Annotated in this window: 17 protein-coding genes and 2 riboswitches; of the genes, 6 read left to right on the top strand and 11 right to left on the bottom strand. The window is 63.8% G+C overall.

Annotation, left to right across the window (positions count from 1 at the left end; genetic code table 11):
• Nucleotides 1-117 precede the first annotated feature (117 nt).
• Complete coding sequence (locus tag DBW_RS16020) at nt 118-3,492, top strand: BTAD domain-containing putative transcriptional regulator (RefSeq protein WP_157471924.1); 3,375 nt, start codon at nt 118-120, stop codon at nt 3,490-3,492.
• Between the two features lie 218 nt (nt 3,493-3,710).
• Nucleotides 3,711-6,599: a BACON domain-containing protein gene (locus DBW_RS16015; RefSeq protein ID WP_066728874.1), complete on the top strand. Its 2,889-nt coding sequence runs from the start codon at nt 3,711-3,713 to the stop codon at nt 6,597-6,599.
• 733 nt (nt 6,600-7,332) lie between these two features.
• Here the strand turns inward: DBW_RS16015 and DBW_RS16010 are convergent.
• The 9 genes from DBW_RS16010 to DBW_RS15970 form a co-directional block, all read right to left on the bottom strand.
• Nucleotides 7,333-8,382, bottom strand: a complete 1,050-nt coding sequence (locus DBW_RS16010; protein WP_066723639.1) for an IS110 family transposase — start codon at nt 8,380-8,382, stop codon at nt 7,333-7,335.
• A 223-nt stretch (nt 8,383-8,605) separates the two neighbouring features.
• Nucleotides 8,606-9,721, bottom strand: coding sequence for a homoserine O-acetyltransferase MetX (gene metX / locus DBW_RS16005; protein WP_066728871.1), 1,116 nt, complete (start codon nt 9,719-9,721; stop codon nt 8,606-8,608).
• A gap of 94 nt (nt 9,722-9,815) precedes the next feature.
• Nucleotides 9,816-9,924: riboswitch (SAM riboswitch) on the bottom strand.
• 64 nt (nt 9,925-9,988) lie between these two features.
• Nucleotides 9,989-11,137, bottom strand: a complete 1,149-nt coding sequence (locus DBW_RS16000) for a trans-sulfuration enzyme family protein (RefSeq protein ID WP_066728867.1) — start codon at nt 11,135-11,137, stop codon at nt 9,989-9,991.
• 58 nt (nt 11,138-11,195) lie between these two features.
• On the bottom strand, nt 11,196-12,350 hold the full coding sequence (locus tag DBW_RS15995) for a trans-sulfuration enzyme family protein (protein ID WP_066728865.1): 1,155 nt from the start codon (nt 12,348-12,350) through the stop codon (nt 11,196-11,198).
• Between the two features lie 107 nt (nt 12,351-12,457).
• Nucleotides 12,458-12,583, bottom strand: a riboswitch (SAM riboswitch).
• Between the two features lie 83 nt (nt 12,584-12,666).
• Nucleotides 12,667-13,620, bottom strand: a complete 954-nt coding sequence (gene cysK, locus DBW_RS15990; protein ID WP_066728863.1) for a cysteine synthase A — start codon at nt 13,618-13,620, stop codon at nt 12,667-12,669.
• Between the two features lie 16 nt (nt 13,621-13,636).
• Nucleotides 13,637-14,947 (bottom strand): nitrite/sulfite reductase, encoded by a 1,311-nt coding sequence (locus DBW_RS15985; protein WP_066728861.1) that lies wholly within the window; start codon nt 14,945-14,947, stop codon nt 13,637-13,639.
• Between the two features lie 86 nt (nt 14,948-15,033).
• Nucleotides 15,034-16,809: a sulfate adenylyltransferase subunit CysN gene (cysN, locus tag DBW_RS15980; protein ID WP_066728859.1), complete on the bottom strand. Its 1,776-nt coding sequence runs from the start codon at nt 16,807-16,809 to the stop codon at nt 15,034-15,036.
• Nucleotides 16,810-16,990: 181 nt separating this feature from the next.
• Nucleotides 16,991-17,896, bottom strand: coding sequence for a sulfate adenylyltransferase subunit CysD (gene cysD, locus DBW_RS15975; RefSeq protein ID WP_066728857.1), 906 nt, complete (start codon nt 17,894-17,896; stop codon nt 16,991-16,993).
• Nucleotides 17,897-17,946: 50 nt separating this feature from the next.
• Complete coding sequence (locus DBW_RS15970; RefSeq protein ID WP_066728850.1) at nt 17,947-18,645, bottom strand: phosphoadenylyl-sulfate reductase; 699 nt, start codon at nt 18,643-18,645, stop codon at nt 17,947-17,949.
• 326 nt (nt 18,646-18,971) lie between these two features.
• On the opposite strand from DBW_RS15970, the gene DBW_RS15965 reads away from it, so the two are divergent.
• Nucleotides 18,972-20,186, top strand: coding sequence for an ammonium transporter (locus DBW_RS15965; protein ID WP_066728847.1), 1,215 nt, complete (start codon nt 18,972-18,974; stop codon nt 20,184-20,186).
• A gap of 192 nt (nt 20,187-20,378) precedes the next feature.
• On the opposite strand, the gene DBW_RS15960 is transcribed toward DBW_RS15965, so the two are convergent.
• Together DBW_RS15960 and DBW_RS15955 are read right to left on the bottom strand one after the other, a co-directional pair.
• Nucleotides 20,379-20,819, bottom strand: coding sequence for an RrF2 family transcriptional regulator (locus DBW_RS15960; RefSeq protein WP_066728846.1), 441 nt, complete (start codon nt 20,817-20,819; stop codon nt 20,379-20,381).
• A gap of 99 nt (nt 20,820-20,918) precedes the next feature.
• A complete protein-coding gene (locus tag DBW_RS15955) occupies nt 20,919-21,293 on the bottom strand; it encodes a response regulator (protein WP_066728845.1) in 375 nt (124 codons plus the stop codon).
• A 255-nt stretch (nt 21,294-21,548) separates the two neighbouring features.
• On the opposite strand from DBW_RS15955, the gene gluQRS reads away from it, so the two are divergent.
• From gluQRS to rho, 3 genes are all read left to right on the top strand, one after another.
• Nucleotides 21,549-22,475, top strand: a complete 927-nt coding sequence (gene gluQRS / locus DBW_RS15950) for a tRNA glutamyl-Q(34) synthetase GluQRS (protein WP_066728844.1) — start codon at nt 21,549-21,551, stop codon at nt 22,473-22,475.
• A 136-nt stretch (nt 22,476-22,611) separates the two neighbouring features.
• The gene (locus DBW_RS15945; protein WP_157471923.1) at nt 22,612-23,430 is read left to right on the top strand and encodes a hypothetical protein; all 819 of its coding nucleotides are present in this window, start codon (nt 22,612-22,614) and stop codon (nt 23,428-23,430) included.
• Nucleotides 23,431-23,845: 415 nt separating this feature from the next.
• Nucleotides 23,846-25,093 carry a transcription termination factor Rho gene (rho, locus tag DBW_RS15940; RefSeq protein WP_066728839.1) on the top strand — a complete coding sequence of 416 codons (1,248 nt, stop codon included), beginning with the start codon at nt 23,846-23,848 and terminating at the stop codon, nt 25,091-25,093.
• Nucleotides 25,094-25,195: the final 102 nt, after the last annotated feature.

Raw genomic sequence — 25,195 nt, 5'->3', positions numbered from 1 at the left:
CGAAAAGGGATTAAATTGTTGACAACCGGAGGATTAATGAATTAAGGCTGGCTGGTAGGGTTCGCTCTTCTTTGCACAACGTCGCCGATACTCGACCTCAATCGCCACGGAGGCCGGATGATATCGAGGACCAAACTCCTTCCGCCGTCATCTCCCGTCCATCTCGTCTTAAGGGGCCGCCTCTTCGACCGGCTCCGGCTGGGGGTGCGCCAAAGGCTGACGTGCCTGTTCGCCGGCGGCGGGTGGGGCAAGTCGGTGCTGCTCTCCTCCTTCCTGCAGGAACACGATTTTCCCTTCGTCTGGTACAGCCTCGATCCCACCGACAGGGACCCGATGCGCTTCCTCGCTCATATATCCGAGGGGTTCAGAAGGCGGACCGGCCAAGTCGGGCAAAGGGCCCTGGAGGAAATTGCCGCCGTCGGCGAAGGCGGGGACTGGCATTTCGTCTTCGCCACCCTGCTCAACGAAATCCTCGACGGGATTACCGAAAAACACCTGCTGATTCTGGATGATTACCAGGCTCTCGACGGGGACGAGAGGGTGGCCGAAGTGGTTGCGGCCCTGCTGCGCCTCTCCCTGCCGACCGTTCACGTCATCCTTTCGTCCCGGGAAAGACCCGATTTGCCTCTGAACCGGCATCGTGCCCATGGGGAGATCTCCGAGTTGGGGCCGGACGACCTGCGGTTCACCGGTGTGGAGATTCGGGACCTGTTTCGCACCAGCTACGGGCTCGAACTCGATGCGCAGCAGCTCGATGCCCTGCAAACCTACACGGAAGGGTGGGCCATCGGCTTGCGCTTGACGGGGGAGGCGCTGCTGGGCAAGCCGCCCGAAACGGCCGCCGCCCTTCTTGGCGACAGAGGTTTTGAGAAGCTGATCTTCCAGTATTTTGACGAGGAAGGTTTTCGGAAGATGCCGGAACCCCTGCGCGACTTCCTGAAAACGACCTCCATTCCTCATCGGTTTACCCCCGCCTTGGCCGGACAGCTGACCGACAGGGACGACCCGGACCGGATTATCGAGGACCTCCTAGGGAAGGAGCTGTTCCTGATCCGCCTGGACGAGGAAGGGCACTGGTACCGATACCACCACCTTTTCCGGGATTTTCTGCTGGGCCGACTTCAGGCCGAGGACGCGCCACGTCTGGTGGCCGATCTGCACCGGCGGGCCGCCGGCTATTTTCGGGCCGAAGACGACCTCGACGAGGTGATCTATCACGTCTTGCAAGTCTGCGATTATGCGGCGGCTGCCTCCATCATCGAGCAGCGGATCGATTTTACCTTCTCCTCCAACTTTGCCCAACGTCTCAAATACTGGCTGACCCGAATCCCCGAAAAGGAGATTGCCGCCTACGGGGGCTTGCTGTTCGGCAAAGGATGGGCGCATTACGTCGGCGGCCAGTGGCGGGTGGCCAGGGAATATCTGGTCGCGGCCTTGGAGAAGGCGGCCGGAGAGGGCGACAAGGGCCTGCTCGGCAAGGCCGTCTATTTCCTGTTGGTGATGCACATCAGTTGGGAGGAGTTCGGAGAGGTGAAGCGCCTGGTGGAGAAGACCCTGCCGATTTTGCCTCTCGATTCCCCGGAGATGGCGCAGAGCGCCATCATGTACGCCATCGCCCTCATGTTCCGCAACCGGCCTGCGGCGGCCGGGATGATCTGGAATGGCCTCATTCACCACCCCAGGGCCCGGCAGAATCCGATTGCCTTCTATACCGCCCTGGCCGGCATGGGCTACATGTACCATCTGCCCCAGGGGCGATTTACCGAAGCGGCGCGGCAGATCGAGGACGCCCTGGCCCTGACCGGACCTTGCGACCCCTCCGGAGTGCGTGGCATGTTTCTCCATTTCCTCGCCGGGGTGTGGCAGGAGATGGGGCGTTTCGAAGCGATCCCCGCCATTGCCGGCGAGGCGGCCGAGGAGATGAGGAAGAGGGGACTGATCTTCACCCTGCCTTCGGTCCTCGCCCTGACGGCGGTCAGTGCCCTCAGTTGCGGCGATGTGCCCAGGGCGCGCCAGACTCTGGGGGAGGCCGACGACATCTTGGCCCACACCGACGTCCGTCACGTCTGGCGACAGCACGACAACCTGGTGGCAAAAACCTTGTTCGCCGTCCACGACGGCGACAAGAGTGCCTTTTTCGCCCATGCCGACCTGGCGGTGGCCACGGCGGCGAAAAACGACGATCCTTTTGCCTGTTACCAGGTGGCCTGCCATCTGGCACCGCATTACGCTGCCTTTGGGGCCGCGAGGGAGGCGCGCGGCCTGCTGGAGGATGCCGCCGCCAGGATGTCGGCGTTCGGCAATCCCTATGGCGAGGCGCGCAGCCGGCTGCTATTGGCCGCGGTTGCCTATGACCAGGGCGACCTGCCCCCGGCCCGGGAACAGTTGTCCGCCGCTCTCCGACTCGGCGAGGATAACGCCTACGATTTTCTGTTTCTGAGCAAGGAACGGGCAATTGCGGCCAGGATGCTCCCCTTGGCTCTCGCCTGGGGTCTGCATCTTCCCTACGTCTCCCGTTTATTGGGCCAATTGCCCCAATGCGGCGACCAGGTGCTGTCCTTGCTGGGAAGCGCCGGGCGGGAGGCGCTGCCGATGGTGGCCGAGGTTTTGGCCGATATGGGCAGCCGGGGGGCGGAACGGGCGCTGGTGGATCTGTTCAAAGACCCTTCGCCGGAAGTAAGAAGGACGGCCCGAAAGGTCGTCGCGCGGATCCGGGCCCTCCCACCCGTCCCCTTAAGAGTGCGGATGCTCGGAGAGTTCAAGATATCGGTCGGCGACCGGGAGGTTCCGGGTTCCGCCTGGAAAAGGCGGATGGCCCGCTCGGTTTTCAAATACCTGCTCCTGCACAAGGAGCGGGAAATCGGCAGCGATAGGCTGCTTGGGACCTTTTTCCCGGACGTCGAGGCCTCCGATGCCGCCAAGCGCCTGCACCAGGTCACCAGTGTCCTGCGCACCGTCCTGGAGCCAGGGATTTCCACGAAACGGGAATCCTCCTACCTCAAGGCCGTTGACGGCTCCTATCGTCTGATCCTTCCGGAGGGCTCCTGGATTGATGCCTTCGCCTTCGAGGCGCTATGTGGCGAAGGGAGGCAATTGCAGGACGCCGGCGACCACGGTCGGGCCATCTCCTGCTACGAATCGGCCCTCGGGCTCTTTCGGGGCGATCTTCTGGAGGAGGATCTCTTCGAGGAGTGGATCGACCCGTTCAGGGTGCGACTCACCGCGCTTTTTCTCAAGACTCTGAGAAAATTCTCCCGACTTCTGTTCGACCGGATGGACTACGAGCGCTGCCTGGAGGTCCTGGCTCTTGCCGCTGAACGGGAGCCCTGGGACGAAGTCGGCGCCTTGCTCACCATGAAATGCTATCTGGCCCTGGGCGATCGTGCCAAGGCTGTTCAAACCTACCAAAGGTGCCAATCCGCACTCAAGGAGGAACTGGATCTCGCCCCAGGGAAGGCCTTGACCGCCTTTTACCGGACCCTGACGGCTTGATCCTGCGTCTTCGACCTGTTCCTTCAGCTTGCTCGGCATAAGTTCCCCAGCGTCCCCTTGTCAGTGATTTGTCAGTGAAGGGTGGTATTAAAACCCCGTACTTCGATGGCCGTTGAGGTCGGCGCGGGGATGGTCTCGGGCTCCAAACGTCGGCCTGTGGGCAGGGCGGATATGCCGGCGCGTTGGTTCGGAATTTTTTCAGGGAAGGAGGTCGTTTTATGAAGCAGTTCAGTATCGGCAGGCTGGTTCGACTGATCCTGATGGTGGCAGTGCTTGGGCTGTTCGTCGCCGGTTGCGGCGGCGGGGGAGGCTCCTCGGCGGGGGACGGCGGCTCGGGCGGCCTCTCTCCCGTCATCCCGGCCACCACCAAGCTCCTCGATTCGGCCACCCTGGCCGAGCTCAGTGCGGCGGCGGCCGACGGCAGCACCCTGACCTTCGCCGCCGCCACGCCCCAGTTGCAGGCGCTGCAGAGCGGGGACGTGCTGGTGGTGCCGGCCACCGCTCTCACCCCCGATGGCCTGCTGCGCAAGGTAGTCTCGGTCAGCCAAGCCAGTGGCTCGGTGGTGGTGGCAACCGAACAGGCCCACCTCACCGACGCCATCGAACAGGGCCAGATCGACTTTTCCGAGCCGCTGACCATGGCGGACATCGAAGAGACCTCCTTCATCCACGACGGCATCGCCTTCGAGCCGAGCGTCGCCGCAGCGGCCGGCCCCCGCAAGGCGGCCCTCGGCGAAATGGTACTGACCGTCAACGACCAGTTGATCCAGGGGCTGCGCTTCAAGGGCAGCCTCAAGTTCTCTCTGACCCCGACCCTGGGCATCAAAATCAGCGGTGCCAGGCTCCAGGAACTGACCGCCAAGGCGACCGCCAGCGAGGAGGCGGACGTCCGCCTGATCGGCGATTACCAGCTGGAGGCGCAGAAGGAAAAAGAGATTGGCCAGGTCAAGTTCTCGCCCAAGTTGGTCATGGTCGGAATCGTGCCGGTCTATATCCGTCCGGTCCTCAAGTTCGTGATTGGCGCCAAGGCCGGTATCAATTCCTCCGTCACCACCGGGGTCCACCAGTTCCTTTCCTACACCGCCGGCATCGAGCGGAAAAACGGTGCCTGGAGCGTGATCAACGACCTGACCAAGAGTTTCACCTACACCCCGCCGACCATGGAGGCCAACCTGGAGGCCAAGGGCTACATCACCCCGCGGCTGATCTTCTTCATTTACGGCGTCGGCGGTCCCTTCCTCGGCGCCGAGGGTTATCTCAAGCTCACGGCCGACATCAACGCCGATCCCTGGTGCAACCTGTCGGCGGGGGTCGGCGGCACCGCCGGCGTCACCGGGGAGATCCTCGGCGCCTCCCTCGGCGAGGTGGAGAAGGCGCTGTTTGCCGTCGAAACCCCCCTCTTCCAGTGCAAGCGCCCCTACATGCAGGTTCTGGACACCGCCGACCGGTCCTTCTCGGGGGTGATCGGCGGTCCCTTCGACCCCGCCAGCTCCAACTACGTGATCCGCTCCAAGGACGGCAGCATCGACTGGTCGGCGGCGAGCGACGTCGACTGGCTGACCATCGCCCCGGCCAGCGGCAGCAACGTCGCCGCGCCCGGCTTCGACACCTTTGCCGTCAGCCTCAACGACAATGCCGAGGCCCTGGGCAAGGGATCCTACAAGGGGACCCTGACCTTCACCAACACCTCCAACGGCGAGGGGAACACCAAACGCTTTGTCTACCTGACCACCCGGGAACAGTCGATGACCGTCGAGCCGGGGCCGGACTCCTACCTGGTCGCCGCCCTGCCCGAAGGAGGGGACTTCTCCGGGCACAGCGTCGACTTCACCCTCGGCTCGGACCTCGGCACCATTGACTACGCGGTCGCCTCCGACGCCGACTGGCTGACGGTGACCCCGGCTTCGGGGAGCGTCGCCGCCGGGATCCCGGTGACGGTGACCCTCAGCGTCGACGACAGCAAGGCGCCGCTGCTGCCGGCCCGCACCCAGACCGCCCGGGTGACCTTCACCAACCAGACCAACCATAAGGGCGACAGCAGCCGCAGCCTCTTTCTGCAGCCGCTGATGAACGTCTCCGGCGGCTATCTTGTCTTCGACTATCCCCAGGGCGGCCCTGCCGGCGCCGACCTGTCCTTCGACATCAGCGCGGTCAACGGGCCGATTCCCTGGACTGCCACCAGCTCCGTCAATTGGCTGCTGGTCTCCGCCGCCTCCGGCGTCGCCCCGGCGGGCGGGGCCTCGACGCTGACCGTGAGCATCGACGACAACAAGGCCAAGAGCTTCGCCCCGGGGACCTATACCGGCGTCGTCACCCTGACCAACACCGGCGCCGGCGCCTTCAGCGACGTGCAGCAAAAGGCCGTGACCCTGACGGTCAAGGCGCCCCTCACCGTCACCCCGGAGGGGGCCGTCAATTTCAGCGGTCAACCTCTCGGTCCCTACCACCCGACCAGCGTCACCTACTCTCTCTCCTCGGACTTTCCCATCGATTACGCGGTGAGCGCCGACGACACCTGGCTCGACGTCACCCCGGCATCCGGGCAGATCACCCCCGGCAACCCCGTTCAGGTCCAGGTTGCGGTGGACGAGCTCTACGCCAATCTCCTGGCCCTGGGACCGCACCAGGCGACCCTGACCTTCGCCAAAACAAACGGCGTCCGCCAGGAGCTCACCCGGCAGGCGAACCTGACCCTGTCCGATAACCCGGTCTGCACCGCGGGGCCGACCAACTTCGGGCCCCTCGACCCGACCACCGGCGCCTATCTCGATCTGGTGGACAGCGACACCTCGGCCTGTTTCTTCAGTGCCGGCTATGTCGGCTCCCTGGAGTTCACTATTCAGCCGGGGACCACCCAGAATTCCGTCTTCGTCATTGACGCCTTGGGCACCGGCTGGTACATGACCAGCGTCACGCCCAACCAGAGCTTCACCCCCAATTGGTTCAACGACCGCAGCCTGGCCTATCTCCCCTTCGACACCGACGTCGCCATCGACCTGACCCGCAAGGATGGGGCCGGCAACGTGCTCGGCTACTACTCGGGGATCTTCCGGGTCAACAGCAGCCCCCTGAGCATGGAGGTCCGGGATTTCCAGAAGCTGCCCTGAAAGCCGGCGCCAGTGGCCGGGGACGGCGCTTCGGTTCGCCGGAAGCCGGGGCGCGGTCGAGCTGCCGGCGCACCGCCTCCAGGTCGATAGCTTCGCCCCAGGGAAAGGGCAGCGGCCGACGTTGCGGGCGCCGGTGCTGCCGCGGCCGAAGGTGCGAATATCCTCGCTGCAGCGCAGGCGGACCAGGTAGAAACCGGTCAGGCAGCCGCCCAACACTTATCAGGCCCCCGGCCGTCAAGGGTAAAAAAGTCCGATAACGAAAAAGGTTTTCCCTCCCGTTCTTTGACATGCGACTGATCACTTAAGAGCCAACCGGGTTCCGGCTTGGGATTCTCTTCTGGCTGCAGACGAATTCTGCTCCAAACACTTATCGAGGCTCTTGATGCAGGGGCCGGTCTTTGTCGACCTGGTTCTCCCTGCCGCCTGGAATCACGCTCGTGCCCTCATGCCGTCCCAATCAAAATAGCGAGGTCCATCTTGGTGCCGATGGCCGCAGTTAGGTGCGGGATCGGGGAAGGGGCAGAATCCGGCGCGGGCCCTTTGGACCATCGCGCAAGCTGTTGGAGCGGGGCGGACCTCCAATCAAAACAAACCGGCTGGCGGAAGTTGGCGGATGATGCGGCCCAAGTCGGGCTGTTGGCCCAGAAGTCTGCGCTTGCTTATGGCCGCCGAGCTTATCTCGCCGCTGTGGTTGCCTCCAGTTAGACGGTCTGGCTGATCCGCCCCCTCCGCGTCAGGCGGCCTTGCGCAGGAACCTGTCCTGGTCGAAGGGCACCTGATTTTTGAGCATGTAATAGACGGCACGACCGAGACGATGGGCCAGGATGGCCAGGGCTTTCCCCTTGCCGTGCTTGCTGGCCAGGCGTTGCAGCATGGTTTGAGCCGGCTTGTTCCCTTTGAGCATCAGCACCACGGCCTCGCCAAAAGCCCAGCGCAGATGGGCGTTGCCGATCTTCTTGCCCGAATGGCCATAATGCTTGCCGTTCGATTCCTTGCCCGGCTTGACCAGCCGGCAATAGGAGGCAAAGTCCTGCTCGCGGGGGAAGCGGGCGATGTCCTCGATCTCGTAGAGCATCACCATGCCGAGGATCTTGCCGACCCCGGGAATCGATTTGAGCAGCGCCAGGTTGATCGGATCATGACCGGTGGCGATGCGCTCCAGTTCCCGCTCCAGTCGATCCAGCAGCTGTTCGTAATGTTCGATGGTGAGCAGGTCGACCTCGACCATGCGACGTACCACCGAATCGGGAAACTTTTTGAGCAGATCACCGCGCTCGCTCGGTTTGGCGATACGTCCCAGCGGCTCGGGGAGGTTGTACTGGGTGGCGGTGTTCTGGATGTGGGCGAAGAGTTCGCCCCGTTTGCGGGCGAGATGATTGCGGCGGCGCAGCAAGTCCCTCGTCGCCCGCATCGGCTTGGGGTAGGTATAGGCCAGCGGAAAAGAACCGCCGCGCAGCAGTACGGCGATCTTGTGGGAATCGATGCGATCGTTCTTGGCCTTGCCGCCGTGAATTGCCTTCATGTAGAGGGCATGACCGAGGACGAAGTCAATCTCCTGCTCGGTGCACAGATCGGCCAGCCAGTACCAGGTAAACATGCACTCGCAGCCGACCACGATGCCGGAGCGGTAGGGTTTGATCAGTCGCAGGAAGTTTTTCGGTTTGGTCGGGATGTTCTGATGAACCACCACCTCGCCGGTCGCATCAAGGATGCAGACGTACATGGCGTCTGCATGCAGATCGACGCCGCAATAGAATTGGTGCTGTTTCGTGTAGAATTTCATGGTGCAGGCTCCTTTCTTTGAGAGGGTTTCTTGTTTCTCAAAGGATACCGGATGGTCCGGTATCTATGGAGGGGGCCTGCACTAGTATCAGGTAGGCCCCGCCGACGATGGGCAGGTCCGAAAGCGTGACCATCGCTTCACCGCCAAGGTTAGGGGGAACTTTAAATGGGTTTAGCAGAAAAGCAGGGGGAGGGAAGGGCGCCGGCGACGATTTCCCGCGGGGTCAGACCGCCAGCCCGTCGAGGAACTCCACCACCATCGGCGTGAACTTCTCCGGCTCGACCAGGAAGGAGTCGTGGCCGTAATCCGATTCGATCAGGTGGTAGGCGACCTCCTTGCCGAGCCCTTCGAGGACCTTGACCACTTCCTCGGTCTGCCCCGGGGGGTAGAGCCAGTCGGAGGTGAAGGCGAACCAGAGCGACGGGCAGTCAAGATGCGCCAGGGCGTCCTCGAGGCCGTCGAAGTTCCAGGCGACGTCATAGAGGTCGAGGGCCTTGGCGAGGTAGAGGAAGCTGTTGGTGTCGAAGCGATCGACGAAGTTCTGACCGTTGTACTTGAGGTAGCGCTCCACCTCGAACTGGCCGAAGAAGTCGAACTGGCCGTCGCGCACCGAATAGCGGCGGCCGAACTTGAGATGCATCGAGGCATCGGAGAGGAAGGAGATGTGCCCCACCGCCCGTGCCAGGGCGAGGCCGTCAGCAGGGGGGTGCTCGGGCTTGTAATTCCCCTTCTTCCACTGGGGGTCGTTGAAGATCGCCTGGCGGGCGAGGGCGTTGAGGGCGATCGCCATCGGCGAGGTGCGGCCGGTGCCGGCGATGGGGATGATCGAACGCACCACCTGCGGGTAGAGGATCCCCCACTCGAGGGCCTGCATTGCCCCCATGCTGCCGCCGATGACGGTGACGAGGGAGGGAATCCCGAGGCGGTCGAGGAGGAGTTTCTGGGCACGCACCATGTCGCGCACCATCAGCACCGGGAAGGTGAGGTTGTAGGGCTTGCCGGTGCGCGGGTTGAGACTGGCCGGCCCGGTGGAGCCCTTGCAGGAGCCGATGACGTTGGAGGAGAGGATGAAGTAGCGGTCGGTGTCGAGGACCTTGCCCGGGCCGATCATGTCGTCCCACCAGCCCGGTTTGCGGTCTTCATTGCTATTGCGGCCGGCGGCGTGGGCATCGCCGGTCCAGGCGTGGCAGACCAGGATCGCGTTGGACCGGTTGGCGTTGAGGGTGCCGTAGGTCTCGTAGGCGAGGGTCAGCGGCCCGAGCAGGCGGCCGCTTTCGAGGCGCAGTTCGGTGTCGAAATGAGCGTATTCAGTTGTGACGATACCGACGGAACCGGTCAAAACGCTACTCCGGAAAATGCAACGGCCCCTTCCCTGGTTCGATGGGAAGGGGCCGTTGGATGCCGGATGCCGGTGGCGAATCGTTCGGGCTCCGTCCTCATCTCGCCCGGTTGCCCGGGCAGGAATTAGCACCTGGCGCCCGCTGGCGCGGACCGGTTGCTGTGGTTTCACAGGGCCTGTCCCTCCACCACTCTTGATAAAGACGCTGCTATGCGGTTGTAAGGCCGAACTCTAGCGGAATGCCGGAACCTTGTCAATCGCCTTGACTCAGGCGAGAGCCTGCTGCAGGTCCTCCCAGAGATCCTCGACATCCTCGATGCCGGCGGAGATCCGTACCAGCGATTCGCGGATGCCGAGCCGGCGCTTGTCGGCGGCGGGGATGGCGGCGTGGGACATGCTCCAGCAGTGGGTGAGGATCGTCTCCACGCCGCCGAGGCTGGGAGCGATGATCGGCAGCCGGAGCTTCTCCAGCAGGGGGCGGACCGCGCTGCTTTCGCGGAGCTCGAAAGCGAGGATGGCGCCGGCGCCGCTCGCCTGGGCGAAATGGGTGGCGCGCCCGGGGAAGTCGCTGCGGCCGGGATAGAGGACCCGGTCTACCGCCGGATGGGCGGCAAGGCGCTCGGCGAGGATCGCGGCGTTCTGCTGTGACGCTTCAAGGCGCAGCTTGAGGGTCTTGATCCCCCGCGCGAGGAGAAAGCAGTCGAAGGGGGAGAGGACGGCGCCGAAGGCGTTCTGGAAGAACTTGAGGCGTTTGCCCAGCTCCAGGTCGGCGACGGCGACCAGTCCGGCCATCAGGTCCGAATGCCCGCCGAGGAACTTGGTGGCGCTGTGAATCACGACATCGATGCCGAGGTCGAGGGGGCGCTGCAGCAGCGGCGTCATGAAGGTGTTGTCGAGCAGGGTCAGCAGGTTCCGCTCCTTTGCCAGCGCCACCACCCCCCGCAGGTCGGTGATCTTGAAGAGCGGGTTGGAGGGGGTCTCTAGAAAGATGCCGCGGGTCGTCGGCTGGATGGCGGCAGCGATCCTGGCGACCTCGCAGGTATCGACGAAGCTGACCTCGATCCCCTGCTGGGGGAGGACCTGGTTAAGATAGCGCCAGCTGCCGCCGTAGAGATCTTCGGGCGCGATCAGGTGGTCGCCGCTCTTGAAGAGGGCCAGGGCGCTGCCGACCGCCGCCATGCCGGTGGCATAGGCGAAGCCGCGGCAGCCTCCCTCGAGGAGGGCGATCGCCTCCTCGACCTGCTGGCGGCTCGGATTGCCGCTGCGCGAGTAGTCGAACTCGCCCGATTTGCCGCCGGGGTGGTGGTAGGTGGAGGCCGGGTAGATCGGCACCACCGCCGCCCCGGTCGCCGGGTCGCGATCATGCCCCTGGTGAACCAGCAGGGTGGCGGTGCGGTAGTTTTTGGCAACAGTCATGGGGGGCGTTCCTTTATTGGTCTTATCGGTCTAATAGGTCCCATAGGACTTATAAGCCCTACGCCAGAGCCTGTTCGAGATCCCCGATAATATCACAGGCGCTCTCGATTCCCACCGAAAGGCGCAGCAGTGAATCGCAGATGCCGAGGCGCTGACGCTCTCCTTCCGGGATGTCGCCATGGGTCTGCACCGCCGGCAGGGTCAGCAGCGACTCGACACCGCCGAGGCTCTCGGCAAAGGAGATCACCCGGATGCGCTCCAGGACCTGCCGCGCGGTCGCTGCCGTGTCGACGCGGAAGGAGAGCATGCCGCCAAAACCGGATGCCTGCCGGCGTGACAGCTGGTGGCCGGGGTGGTTCGCCAGCCCCGGGTAGTAGACCGTTCGGACCCTGGGATGCTCCTGCAGCCAATGGGCAATCTCCAGGGCGCTGGCACAGTGCCGTTCGAGGCGCAGGGGGAGGGTCTTGAGGGAGCGCAGCAGCAGCCAGCAGTCCTGAGGCGGCAGGGTGCCGCCGGTGGAGTTCTGCAGGAAGTAGAGGCGCTCTCCCAGCTCCGGGGTGCGGGCGACCAGGGCGCCGGCGAGCAGGTCGCTGTGGCCGCCGAGGTACTTGGTCGCCGAGTAGACGGTGACGTCGGCGCCGAAGTCGAAGGGGCGCTGCAGCACCGGGGTCAGGAAGGTGTTGTCGACGATGAAGAGGAGGTCGTGGCGCCGGCAGAGGGCGCCGAGCGCCGCCAGGTCGGCCACGCCGAGGAGCGGATTGCCGGGGGTTTCGACCAGCAGTGCTTTTGATTCGGGGCGGATGGCGGCGGCAACGGCTGCAGGATCGGTGGTATCGACGTAGCTCGCCGCAAGGCCGAACTTGCCAAAGACCTGGTCGAGGACCCGGTAGGTGCCGCCGTAGAGGTCCTGGGAGACGAGCAGGTGGTCGCCGGCAGAGAAGTGCAGGAAGAGGGTGGTCAGCGCCGCCATTCCCGAGGCGAAGGCAAGTCCGCGAGCGCCCCCCTCGAGGTCGGCCAGGGTTTCCTCGAGCAGCTGCCGGGTCGGGTTGCCGGAGCGGGTGTAGTCGTAGCCGGTGCTCGCACCGACGGCGGGATGGCGGTAGGTGGCACTCGGGTAGATCGGGAAGCTGATGCCGCCGGTGCGCTCGTCGCGGCCGACGCCGGTCTGGACCAGCCGGCTCTCCAGGGTGAGTTGTTTGGTTGTCGTCGTCATCGGTCATCCCCTTGCAGGTTGCGGGGCATGCAAAAAGCCCCTTCTCGTGGGGATGAGAAGGGGCTTCGCGGCACGAATCGGAAGGGAGATCGCCCGGCGAAGCTCCGTCCTCATCTTTCCCTCCGTCGCCCCTTTCGGCTCCGGTGGGCAGGAATTAGCACCTGGCATCCGCACCCTGCGGACCGGTTGCTGTGGCATCAACGGGCCTGTCCCTCCGCCACTCTCGATAAGAACGCTGCTGCGTTATGTTGACGGATATCGTAAAGAATGAACTCTCCGGTGTCAACCACCTTGATAAAGAATTCATTTTCAGTTTTCAGGCAATTCCCTCGAAAAGCACGCTGGAAAGGTAGCGCTCGCCCGAGTCGGGGAGAATGACCACGATCGTCTTCCCCTTGAATTCCGGCAGTTTCGCCAGGCGGATCGCCACCGCTGTTGCCGCGCCGCAGGAAATGCCGGAGAGAATTCCTTCCTGCAGGGCGAGGTCGCGGGCGGTTTCGATCGCTTCGTCGTTGCTGACCTGCTCGACCCGGTCGACGATGGACAGGTCAAGGGTGTCGGGGATGAAGCCGGCGCCGATTCCCTGGATCTTGTGCGGGCCGGGGCGCAATTCGGCGCCGGCAAGCTTCTGGCTGATCACCGGGCTGTCGCTTGGCTCGACCGCCACCGAGAGGATCTGCCTGCCGCGGGTCTGCTTGATGTAGCGTGAGATGCCGGTGATGGTACCGCCGGTGCCGACCCCGGAGACCACCACGTCGACCTTGCCATCGGTATCGTCCCAGATCTCGGGGCCGGTGGTCTGTTCGTGGATGGCGGGATTCGCCGGGTTCTTGAACTGGTGGAGAAGAACATAGCGGTTCGGATCACTCGCCGCCAGTTCTTCGGCGGCGGCGATCGCCCCGGCCATCCCCTTGGCCCCGGGGGTGAGGACGAGGTTGGCGCCGAAGGCCTTGAGGACCTTGCGGCGTTCCAGGCTCATCGTCTCGGGCATGGTCAGGGTGATCGGGATGCCGCGGGCGGCAGCGACGAAAGCGAGCGCAATGCCGGTGTTGCCGCTGGTCGGCTCGACCATCTCCTTGCCGGGACCGAGCAGCCCCTTCTTCTCGGCGTCCCAGACCATGGAGGCGCCGATGCGGCACTTGACCGAGTAGGCGGGGTTGCGCCCCTCGATCTTGGCGAGGATGGTGGTACCGGCCGGCGCCAGGCGTTGCAGGCGCACCAGCGGGGTGCGGCCGATGGCGAGGGAGTTGTCATTGTAAATCTGGCTCATGGTCAGGCTCCTTAGGTTACCGGGGAATGGAAAGACGGGAAATCTCCGCGGTCAAGTCAACCGCTGATAACCCGGGCGCAATGCGTTTGCCAAATCCTGCAGCAGTACGCTGATAGAGGTCGAAGCGCGGCTGGCCCTGGCCATTCTGGTCCTTGCCGGCGCGGCTGGTAACAATGCCGATGTCTGCCAGTTGTGGCTGGGAACAGGAGTTGGGGCAGCCGGAAATCGCCCAGCTCAGGCTCTTGAGTTCGAGGGGGGCGCCGGCGATCAATTGGCGGGCGAGGTCGCGGGTCGGTGCCAGGCCCATGCGGCATTCGTGGCTGCCGGGGCAGACCCGGAAGCAGACCTGCTGCTCGGGAGAGCGGCCGTCAAAGCCGGCTGCGGCCAGCGCCGCGGCCAGGTTGGTGCGGGCTTCGGCCGAATCGGGCAGAAAGGCGAGGTCCTGATCGGCGCTGAGCAGAAGGGTGCCGCCCGCCCACTGCTGCGCCGCCACGGCGAGCAGACGCAGGCTCCCGGCGGCGAGTTCGCCGGCGAAGACCCGGGCGGTGAGCGGTTCGATCCGGTCGTCCCTTTCCGCGGTGAGGAGTTTGCCAAGGCCGCGGTCGAACTGCGGCCTTGGCGGCGCACCGGTCTCGGCGCGGAGCAGATCGCGGAAGTTTTCTTCACCGATCTCGGCGAGAACGAACTTGAGGCGGCGTCCGGCCGGCGCCTGGGCAGCGTAGACCCGCAGCACCGCCTCGACCAGGGGAATCACCCGTTCTTCGGGGACGCGGTTGGCGAGCAGGAAGGCGGGCCGCGGCTCGCGCCCGAGCCCCCCGGCGCACCAGACGTCCCAGAGCGGCGTCCCCTCCTTGAGGCCGGCGAAAACCAGCCCGAGATCCTGGATCAGGTGGCGCCCCCGCTCCTCATCGCCATCAACGCCGATCTTGAACTTTTTCGGCAGGCCTTCAAACCAGGGGTTGCCGACGAAGTGGCGATGAAGCCGCCGCGCCAGCGCCTGGCAGCGATCGTAGTGGATGCCGGCCGTGGTGCTGCAGGCAATCCCCCGCACCGCGCCGCCGCAGGCGCCGCGGCCGGTCAGGCCGACGGCGGCCATGCCGCGGTTGACCTCGGCAAGATCGGCGCCGGCGACGTCGTGCAGTTCGATGCTGCCGCGGGTGGTGAGATGGAGGCGACCGCCGGCATAGCGGCCGGCCAGCTCCGCGACCTTGAGGGCCTGCTCGCTGGAGAGGGCGCCAGCGGGGACCTTGATGCGCTGCATGAAGCGGTCGGGGGCGGGCTGCTGGTAGATGCCGTCGAGGCGCAGCTGCTGGGGGGGCAGTGTCATCTTTCGTTTCCTTGCCTGGGGCAGAGTGGAGCGATCATCGGAAAAGACTACCAGAAATATACCCGTGTTGATTCATTTAAGCCAACTCAGGGAAAGAGCTGCCGTACCACCTGCTCGGCCAGTTCGGCGGTAATCTCCTCCGCGACCGGAAACTGCCCCCAGGGGCCTTCCGTGGCCTCGGGCAGAGCGCCGATGCAGACTTCACGGCAGTCTGCCGGCGCAAGGGAGGAAAGGATCGCTTGGCGCCCTCCGGCCGGCGCTGCGGGGAGCGGGGCGAGGACGATCAGCCCGGCCTCGACCAGCAACCTCGCGTCGGCGCCGAGCCGGTCCGGGGAGGTCCGGTCGCCCTGTTTCTGCGACCGGCCGACGGCGTGAGAGCCGAGCAGAAAGACATGGCGGCCGCGGGCGTAAAGCCGTTTTGCGACCAGGCTCGCCAACTGCTCGGCCTTGGCCGCTTCGGCAGCGCTGAACCAGAGGACCCCGGGGACCTGGTCCTTCTGGCGGGCGAGGGCGGCGCGGTCGAGCGCCAGCGCCGACCAGTGCTCGCCAACCCCGGCGAGGAGCGGCTGATGGATCATGCCGGCGCCGACCGTGGCGTTGGTCTGCCGATCGATGAGGATGAAGTTGCCGGTGCCGCGATTTTCCCGGTAGGAGTCGAAGGCGATCGGCCGGTCGAGGGTGATGTTGCAGATGCCGACCTCGTTGAGAGCGAGGGCCTCCCCCGCTTCCTGCTGCAGGCTGTTGACATTGACCTTGAAGCGCAGCTGTCGGACCCTTGCCGGCGTGGTGGCGGCGCCGGCTTTGAGCAGGTAGCTGCGTCCGGGCACCAGGGGCTCCTCGTGCAGCCAGACCAGCTTGGCCTCGAAGCCATCCTCCTGGTAGGGGCGATCGGAGGCCGCGGCCAGGGTATCACCGCGGCTGATGTCGAGTTCGTCGGCCAGGGTCAGGGTGACCGCCTGGCCGGCCACCGCCTCGTCGAGGTCGCCGTCCAGGGTGACGATGCGCGCTATTTTGCTGGTCTGCCCGGAGGCGGCAACCACCAGTTCGTCGCCGGGGCGCACCACCCCGGAGGCGACGGTGCCGCAGTAGCCGCGGAAGTCGAGGTGGGGACGGTTGACCCATTGCACCCGCATCCGGAAGGGTTTGCGCAGCGCGGTATCCGCCACCTCAACCTGCTCTAGGAACTCGAGCAGGGGCGGCCCCTGATACCAGGGGGTGCGATCGCTGCGGGTCAGGACGTTGTCCCCCTTGAGGGCCGAAATCGGAATGGCGGCAACCTGGTCGAAGCCGAGACCGGCGGCAAAGACCTCGTAATCGCGTACGATCCCGGCAAAGCGTTCGCCGTCGTAACCGACCAGATCCATCTTGTTGATCGCCAGGACCACGTGGCGGATGCCGACCAGCGAAACCAGGTAGCTGTGGCGCCGGGTCTGGGTCAGGATTCCCTTGCGGGCATCGATGAGGATCACCGCTACCTGGGCGGTGGAGGCGCCGGTCACCATGTTGCGGGTGTACTGCTCGTGACCGGGGGTGTCGGCGACGATGAACTTGCGCCGGTCGGTGGAGAAGTAACGGTAGGCGACATCGATAGTGATCCCCTGCTCGCGCTCGGCCTGCAGGCCGTCGAGGAGCAGGGCGTAGTCGATCGCCTCCCCCTGGGTGCCGACCCGCTTGCTGTCGGCCTCCAGCGCCGCCAGCTGGTCCTCGAAGATCAGTTTCGAATCCCACAGCATCCGGCCGATCAGGGTGCTCTTGCCGTCGTCGACGCTGCCGCAGGTGATAAAGCGCAGCAGCCCCTTCTCCTCCTGGGACTTGAGATAGGCCTGGATGTCGCTGGCGATCAGTTCGGACTGGTGACTCATTTTTTGTAATCTCCGATTACGGAAATTATGAATTTTGAATTTTGAATTTCGAATGAACTACCCCGCAGCAAGCTACGGGGTATCAACAGCCTACACCCTTAGTAAAAATCGCGCAGCAAGCTGCGGGGAATTGAACCCAACTTTTGATTCAAAATCCAGAATTCAACATTCAAAATTCCCCTTAGAAATATCCTTCCTGCTTCTTCTTCTCCATGCTTCCGGCCTGGTCATGGTCGATCAGGCGCCCCTGGCGCTCGGAGGTGCGGGTCAGCAGCATCTCCTGGATGATCTCCGGCAGGGTCGCAGCGCTCGATTCCACCGCGCCGGTCAGCGGGTAACAACCGAGGGTGCGAAAGCGCACCGATTTCATCTCGACCTTTTCGCCGGGGCGCAGTTGCAGGCGCTCGTCGTCGACCATAATCAGTATGCCGTCCCGCTTCACCACCGGCCGCATGGCCGCGTAGTAGAGGGGGACGATGGGGATTTGCTCCAGGTAGATGTATTGCCAGACGTCGAGCTCGGTCCAGTTGGAGAGGGGAAAGGCGCGGATGCTCTCCCCCTTTTTTACCCGGGCGTTGTAGATGTTCCAGAGTTCGGGGCGCTGGTTCTTCGGGTCCCAGCGGTGGTTCTCGCTGCGGAAGGAGAAAATCCGCTCTTTGGCCCGCGACTTCTCCTCGTCACGCCGGGCGCCGCCGAAGGCGGCGTCGAAGCGGTACTTGTCGAGGGCCTGCTTGAGTCCTTCGGTCTTCATGATGTCGGTGTAGAGGGTGCTGCCGTGGGAAAAGGGGGAGACCCCCTCGTTGACCCCTTCCTCGTTGATGTGGACCAGCAGATCGAAGCCCGCCTCCCGCGCCATCCGATCGCGAAACTCGATCATCTCCCGGAACTTCCAGGTGGTGTCGACGTGCAGCAGCGGGAAGGGGGGGCGCGCCGGGAAGAAGGCCTTTCGCGCCAGATGCAGCATCACCGCCGAGTCCTTCCCCACCGAGTAGAGCATCACCGGGTTCTCGAACTCGGCGACGACCTCGCGCAGGATGTGGATGCTTTCCGCCTCGAGCTGGCGCAAATGGGTCATCTTGATCTTCATCGACGGTCCTCTCTTTTCCGGTTCCTGCCCTTATTCTTCGTTGTTGGCTGCTATTTCCGGTGCAGTCCGCATTCCTTGTGCTCCGGATCCTCCCACCACCAGCGCCCGGCGCGCGGGCTTTCCCCTGGCTCTATCGCCCGGGTGCAGGGGGCGCAGCCGATGGAGGGATACCCCTGGCGGTGGAGCCGATTGACCGGGAGGTGCCGTGCCTCCGCATATTCCCAGACCTCGGCGCTGCTCCAGTCGAGGAGCGGGCTGATCTTGAGCAGGCCGCCATTGGCGGCATCGACTTCGATGGCTTCCAGATCTGCGCGGGTGACGCTCTGCTCCCGGCGCAGGCCGGTGATCCAGCCGCCGAGGCCGGCCAGGGCCCGCCGCAAAGGTTCAACCTTGCGGATCTGGCAGCACTCATGGCGGTTGTCGAGGCTTTCGCGAAAGGAGAAGAGACCTTTTTCCCGTTCCAGTTGCTCCACGGCGGTCCGCTCCGGGAAGTACCAGTCGATGCTGATGCCGTAGCGCTCGACGATCGCTTCCGCCACCTCGTAGGTCTCCTCGTTAAGTCGCCCGGTGTCGAGGGCGAAGAAGCCGGTTTCGAGACCGGCGTGGCGGATCAGGTCGATCACCACCACGTCCTCGATGCTGAAGGAGCAGGCCAGGTTGACCGGTGCTGCCGCCTTGAGGCCGGCGGCCAGGATGGCTCCGGCCCGCTGCTCGGGTGCGTTTTCTGATGGTCGGCTGTGAAGAGACATTTCGGGCTCCGGACAGGAGGGGGACGATAAGGGGGCCAAGTTCTATGGATAAGCCAAAACAATTAAAATGGTCAAGAATAAAAAAATTAAAAACAATAAAAATGGTGTTATTTTTTGTTGTTGTAAAACAACGGTAACTTACGATGGTTTTGGGGGTGCTGAAATTGTGGGCAGAGGTGCCCGGACTTTTGGCAGCGGGGGTGGCCCGGCAGACCGATACCCGCGTTTTTCCGCCGTTTGCAATCGGGCACGGAGATTGAAGAAAGGACCCTGCTTGCCCGCGGCAACGGCGCTGCGGGAAACCCGGAAAAGGAGGTCTGTAGACAATGGAGTCTGCAATCGTATCGTTGCGCCATGGCGGCGATGTGTTGTTCCTGCTCCTCGGTGCGGTCATGGTCTTTGCCATGCACGCCGGCTTTGCCTTTCTCGAAGTCGGGACCGTGCGCAAGAAGAGCCAGGTCAACGCCTTTGTCAAGATCCTCTGCGACTGGTCGGTCTCGACAGTCGTCTACTTCCTGATCGGCTACCCGATCGCCTACGGCATCCACTTCTATCATCCCGCCGCCGGCCTGCTCGGCGACAACCAGGGGTTGGAACTGGTCCGGTTCTTCTTTCTCCTCTGTTTCGCCGCCTGCATCCCGGCGATCATCTCCGGCGGGATTGCCGAGCGGGCCCGCTTCTGGCCCCAGGTCGTCGCCGGGGCGATTTTCGTCGGCATCACCTATCCGCTCTTCGAATCCTTTATCTGGGGGCAGAACAGCGCCGGGCTGCAGGGGCTCTTCCAGCGCTGGTGCGGGGCGCCGTTTCACGATTTTGCCGGTAGCGTCGTGGTCCACTCGATGGGCGGTTGGCTCGCCCTCCCCGCGGTCCTGATCCTCGGTCCCCGCCTCGGGCGGTTCGTGGGACGCCGCAGTCAGCCGATCCCGATCAGCAATATCCCCTTCCTCGCCCTCGGCAGCTGGATCCTGGCGGTCGGCTGGTTCGGTTTCAATGTCATGAGCGCCCAGAGCCTGGAAGGGATCTCCGGACTGGTCGCCGTCAACTCCCTCCTCGCCATGGTTGGTGGCGTCCTCTTCGCCCTCGTCGCCAGCAAGAATGACCCGGGCTTTGTCCACAACGGCGCCCTGGCCGGGCTGATTGCCATCTGCGCCGGTTCGGACCTGGTCCATCCTCTGGCGGCCTTCTTGATGGGCGGGATCGGTTCGCTGATCTTTGTCTACGGTTTCCAGTGGGAGCAGGAGAAACTGAAGATCGACGATGTCCTCGGGGTCTGGCCGCTCCACGGCATGATCGGCACCTGGGGAGGGATCAGCGCCGGCATCTTCGGCCAGAGCCTCTTCGGCGGACTTGGTGGGGTGAGTTTCCTGGCCCAATTCGCCGGAAGTCTTCTGGCCGTGGTCTACGCTCTGGGGACCGGTGGCCTGGTCTATTTCCTGATTTCGCGCTTCTTCGGCTATCGGCTCTCGGACGAAGCCCAATACGCCGGCCCCGACCTGGCGATTCACCAGATTCACGCCTATCCGGAAGATTACGTGCGCTAGCGCCTTGACGACCGCCTGGGTCGCGCTATAGTGAAAATCAAGAATTATGATTCAACGGGAGCGGGACGCCGCTTCCCCTTCGCCCTGGATGGCCGGCCCTCCTGGTATCCAGGGTATTTTTCGGCAAGAACGACAACGGCCATGCCTCCTCGGGGGGGCATGGCCGTTGCTGGTTGCAGCTGGAACGTCCTGCTACCGGCCGCGCCGGGCCAGCTGGTCGAGGTTCTTGATCTCCTGCTCGATCAGGTAGGAAAAGCTGTAGCGGCCGAGAATATTCAAAAATTCGGTGCGGACTTCACGCCAGGCGCCATGCACCGGGCAGAAAACGTCCCGTTCGCAGGAGCCCTCACGGCTCAGGCACTGGTTCAGATAGAGGGGCCCCTCTTCGGCCTTGACAATATCGAGGAGGGTGACTTCGGCGGGATCCTTGAGCAGGTAGAAGCCCCCACCGACACCCCGCTGCGAGCCGACGATCCCGAGCTTGATCAGCGGCTGGAGAATCTTGGTGAGAAAGGCCGGGGTGATGTCCTGGGTCTGGCAGATGTCTTTTTTGAAGACAATCTCCCCGCGCGGCTGCTTGGCGAGGTAGAGGATGGCGCGGATGGCGTATTCGGTGGCACGGGTAATCAGCAAGGCAGACCTCCCTAAAGATGACTTCAGGAGTAATGTAGATAGCCGGCCGCAGCAGATTTGTCAACGGAAAAGGACGATTCGGGTCTTTTTAGCCGGGCATCAGGAGGGCAGCAGCTGCCGTACCTGCCGAACCAGCGACTTGCCGTCGAACGGTTTCTGGATGAAGGCGTCCGCCCCGGACTCACGGGCCAGATCGGCCAGTTCGTCGCGGGATTTGGTTGACATCAGGACGATGGGGATCTTGCTGCTGGCTTCCCGCTGCTTGAGCAGACGCACCTTGCGATCGCCGTTGAGCAGTGGCATCATGACGTCGATGAGAATCAGGTCCGGTCGCGGGGTGCCATAGATGAACCGGTTGGCGTCAATCCCCGAATCGGTGGTGATCACTTCATAGCCTGCGGCCTCCAGGGCGTCGGATGCGACCGCGAGGACCAGTTTGCTGTCGTCAATGACGATGATACGCTGACTTGTCACTTCTGCCTCATGCTTTCTGCAGGATGGGACCGGTCGTAAATCTAAAGATTACGTGGACCCTCTCCAAAATGTATAACGCCGTTTTTGCTTTTTGATTCTAGCGACCGGGGAGAGGAAGTCAAAGGAAAAATTTTTAACCAAAAATGAATCACAATCCTGACCCTCGCCGCGGTTTTGACCGGTTCCTCCCGGGAAATGGCGCCCGGCAAGTTTTTTTGCAGGGTGAAGAGGCGTTTTGTTGGTGAAGAGAAATTGATGGTGAAAATTCCCCCCGGCATTGTCGGTCGTTTCGCGCCGAGCCCCACCGGGCCCCTCCATTTCGGCTCGCTGGTTGCTGCTGTCGGCAGCTACTGTCTGGCGCGGCAGGCTGCGGGGCGCTGGCTGTTGCGGATCGAGGACCTCGATGCGCCGCGGGTCGTGGCCGGGGCGGCCGATGGCATCATGCGGGATCTGGAGGCCCTCGGCCTGACCTGGGACGGCGCGGTGGTGTGGCAGAGCCGTCGCACCGAGGCTTATGCCGAGGCGCTGGCCCGCCTGCAGCAGCAGGGACTGGTCTATGCCTGCGGCTGTTCGCGCCGCGAAATTCTCGCCAGCGCCCCCCATCCCGGCGAAGATGGGCCGGTCTACCCCGGCACCTGCCGCGAGGGGCTCCCGCCCGGGCGGCAACCACGGGCCGAGCGGTTGCGGGTTCCGGCCACCCTGGTCACCTTCCAGGATGGGCTCTGCGGCCACCAGGAGCAGCGCCTCGCCGACGCTGTCGGCGACTTCATCCTGCGCCGCGCTGACGGGATCTTTGCCTACCAGCTGGCCGCGGTGGTGGACGATGCCGCCGCCGGGGTCAACCAGGTGGTGCGGGGTGCCGACCTCCTCGCTTCCACGCCGCGCCAGATCTATCTGCACAGCTGCCTGGGGAACTCGTTGCCCCGCTACATCCACCTGCCGCTGGCCCTGGGGAGTGACGGCGAAAAACTGAGCAAGCGCCACGGCGCCAGTCTCGCCCCCGGTTCCGTTTCCGGGGGGGAGCTGCTGGCGCTGGTCCTCGAATTCCTCGGCCAGACGCCCCCGCCCGAACTGGCCCAGGCTCCGCCGCGGGAACTTCTCGCCTGGGGGGTGGCCAACTTCAGTCTCGACCGGGTGCCGGTTGCCGCAGGCAGTGCCAGGGGGATTCCGGGATGGTGCTGAGCAGGGCCCTTGCTGTTCGGTGCTGGCGTTACCGGAGATTTTCTGGTATGGGAGAGAGGACTGACTTGCTGAGCGGCGGAGCCGTGGCCGCCAAACCGGCAATTCCTGAACTCGTCGCAAGAATGGAGATTTGACCATGGGTCGAAAGCTGTTGTGGTTATTGGTGGTACTCCTCCCGCTCGCCGGCTGTGCCAAGGGAAGTTACAAACTGGCTCCCGAGGCTTACCGCCAGCAGGTCAAGACGCTCGGGGTGGTCCCGCTGCTGCTCGACGATCAATCGACGATCCTGCACCCGGAGCGGGAGGCGGTCCTTGACCTTCTGGCGCGCCAGAACGCGGGGAAGAGCCCGTGGCTGGTCGAAGCACTGCGGGAAGGGAAGGGCTATTTTGATGTGCGGGAAGTCCCCGGCGACCCGCGCGCGCTCTTCTCCAGCCTGGTGGTTGAGAGTACCATCGATGGCAAGGGGTCCCAGTTCCATCGCAGTTACCTCTTTGCCCCTGGTGCCGTTGGTGAGCTTTGCCGGCGTAACGCCGTTGATGGCATCCTCGTCGTAATTCTCAACGGGGTGGTGCGTAACGAGAAACGCTGGGACCGGGACCGGTCGAGTCTCAACTTCCTGCAGGCGGACTACAATATGATCCTGGCCAGCGCCGCGGTCGTACTCCCCTCCGGCGCCATCGCCTGGACCAATGGCGGGACAGACAGCGCTTTCCTCGATCTGCAATACCCCGACTTCGACGAGGCCTTTTACAACGCCAGCGAGCAGGTGCGACTGCGTTTCGTCTCGGTCGCCGGTCTCGAGCGGATCCTGGCGCGGCGCGATTCGGGCCTGCTCTTCAAAAGCACCCTGTCGCAGCGCTACAAGGAGCTCTTCGATCGCCTGACCAGCGCCCTGACCCCCGGTCTGCTCGACCAGTTCGCCCCTGCCCGGGGGACTGCGCCAGCGGCGAAGTGATGCACCTATCTATGGCCCGGACCGGAAGTTTTCTTGCCGGCCCGGGCCATAAAGGGGTTGACAATGTTTAATAAAGGGCGTAGATAGAGGACCATTGCCCGGACTTCACTCCTGATTTGATCGTTTTGTCAGACCAGCCTTTCGACGATCCCTGCGTTCTTGCCCAATAAAAAGGTTAATACCCGCAGCACCTTCCAGGACTGCGCCCTTCGGCGCGGGCGGCAATTCTCCTGAGGCAGCTGCGGTTAGTCCCTGACGGGGAAACCCCATTCGACCATTCCAGACAGCCATCTGAAAATCAACCAAGGATTTCGCAACACCGGACCCGATCCTGCCCGGTTGCCGGCCCCCGGGCTGCCAACCCCACGGGCATGCCCGGGCTGCTACCGGCTCTGAGACGAGCCGAGGAGAGAACATGAACCTCAAGGACCTGAAGGAAAAGAAAGCCACCGACCTGGCCGTTTTGGCCAAGGACCTGAAGATCGAAGGGGCTGCCGGCATGCGCAAGCAGGACCTGATCTTCGCCATTCTCGCCGCCACCGCCGAGAAGAATGGCGCGATCTTCGGCGAAGGTGTGCTGGAGATCCTCCCCGATGGCTTCGGTTTCCTGCGGGCACCCGATGCCAACTACCTGCCGGGTCCCGACGATATCTACGTTTCACCTTCCCAGATCCGCCGCTTCAACCTGAAGACCGGTGATACCGTCTCCGGCCAGATCCGGCCGCCCAAGGAAGGGGAGCGTTATTTTGCCCTGCTCAAGGTTTCCGAGGTCAACTTCGAGGATCCGGCTGTCGCCCGCGAAAAGACCCTCTTCGACAACCTCACCCCGCTCTACCCGGAAGAGCGTCTGCATCTGGAGACGACCCACGACAACCTTTCGGCCCGGGTCATCGACCTGGTCGCCCCGGTCGGCAAGGGGCAGCGGGCGCTGATCGTCGCCCCGCCGCGCACCGGCAAGACCATGCTGATCCAGAATATCGCCAACTCGATCACCGCCAACCATCCGGAGGTCTACCTGATCGTGCTGCTGATCGACGAGCGGCCGGAAGAGGTGACCGACATGCAGCGCAGCGTCAACGGCGAGGTGATCTCCTCGACCTTCGACGAGCCAGCTACCCGCCACGTCCAGGTCGCCGAGATGGTGATCGAGAAGGCGAAGCGGCTGGTCGAGCACAAGCGGGACGTCGTCATCCTCCTCGATTCGATCACCCGCTTGGCGCGCGCCTACAATACCGTGGTGCCACCGTCCGGCAAGATTCTCTCCGGCGGCGTCGATTCCAACGCCCTGCACAAGCCGAAGCGCTTTTTCGGTGCGGCCCGCAACATCGAGGAAGGGGGGAGCCTGACGATTATCGCCACCGCCCTGATCGATACCGGCAGCAAGATGGACGAAGTCATCTTCGAAGAGTTCAAGGGGACCGGCAACTCCGAGCTGCACCTCGACCGGCGCCTGGTCGAGAAGCGCACCTTCCCCGCTATCGACATCAACAAGTCGGGGACCCGCCGCGAAGAGCTGCTGATCGACAAGGTCTCCCTGCAGCGCATCTGGCTGCTGCGCAAGGTCCTCTCGTCGATGAACGTGGTCGACAGCATGGAGTTCCTCCTCGACAAGCTTGGCGAAACCAAGACCAACCAGGAGTTCCTCGACTCGATGAACCGCTGAGCAGGGTCTGGAAAAGCTGTTGCATCCCCGCGCCGTTCGTGCTAAAAAGCTTCTTTCCCGCGACACCCAATAAGGTTGCCTGTACAGAACCAGGCATAAGGA

The organism is Desulfuromonas sp. DDH964 (genome assembly GCF_001611275.1).
Lineage (GTDB): Bacteria > Desulfobacterota > Desulfuromonadia > Desulfuromonadales > DDH964 > DDH964.
Note: the sequence above shows the minus strand (reverse complement) of the source record. Positions and strands in the feature narration are given on the sequence as shown.

What these genes read in the sequence shown, in the direction of transcription:
- DBW_RS16000 (WP_066728867.1), bottom strand. Translation starts at nt 11,137, where the DNA reads ATGACTGTTGCCAAAAACTACCGCACCGCCACCCTGCTGGTTCACCAG.
- rho (WP_066728839.1), top strand. Translation starts at nt 23,846, where the DNA reads ATGAACCTCAAGGACCTGAAGGAAAAGAAAGCCACCGACCTGGCCGTT.
- gluQRS (WP_066728844.1), top strand. Translation starts at nt 21,549, where the DNA reads ATGGTGAAAATTCCCCCCGGCATTGTCGGTCGTTTCGCGCCGAGCCCC.
- DBW_RS15965 (WP_066728847.1), top strand. Translation starts at nt 18,972, where the DNA reads ATGGAGTCTGCAATCGTATCGTTGCGCCATGGCGGCGATGTGTTGTTC.
- DBW_RS15970 (WP_066728850.1), bottom strand. Translation starts at nt 18,645, where the DNA reads ATGTCTCTTCACAGCCGACCATCAGAAAACGCACCCGAGCAGCGGGCC.
- DBW_RS15985 (WP_066728861.1), bottom strand. Translation starts at nt 14,947, where the DNA reads ATGACACTGCCCCCCCAGCAGCTGCGCCTCGACGGCATCTACCAGCAG.
- DBW_RS16010 (WP_066723639.1), bottom strand. Translation starts at nt 8,382, where the DNA reads ATGAAATTCTACACGAAACAGCACCAATTCTATTGCGGCGTCGATCTG.
- cysN (WP_066728859.1), bottom strand. Translation starts at nt 16,809, where the DNA reads ATGAGTCACCAGTCCGAACTGATCGCCAGCGACATCCAGGCCTATCTC.
- DBW_RS15945 (WP_157471923.1), top strand. Translation starts at nt 22,612, where the DNA reads ATGGGTCGAAAGCTGTTGTGGTTATTGGTGGTACTCCTCCCGCTCGCC.
- DBW_RS16015 (WP_066728874.1), top strand. Translation starts at nt 3,711, where the DNA reads ATGAAGCAGTTCAGTATCGGCAGGCTGGTTCGACTGATCCTGATGGTG.
- cysK (WP_066728863.1), bottom strand. Translation starts at nt 13,620, where the DNA reads ATGAGCCAGATTTACAATGACAACTCCCTCGCCATCGGCCGCACCCCG.
- DBW_RS15995 (WP_066728865.1), bottom strand. Translation starts at nt 12,350, where the DNA reads ATGACGACGACAACCAAACAACTCACCCTGGAGAGCCGGCTGGTCCAG.
- DBW_RS16020 (WP_157471924.1), top strand. Translation starts at nt 118, where the DNA reads ATGATATCGAGGACCAAACTCCTTCCGCCGTCATCTCCCGTCCATCTC.
- cysD (WP_066728857.1), bottom strand. Translation starts at nt 17,896, where the DNA reads ATGAAGATCAAGATGACCCATTTGCGCCAGCTCGAGGCGGAAAGCATC.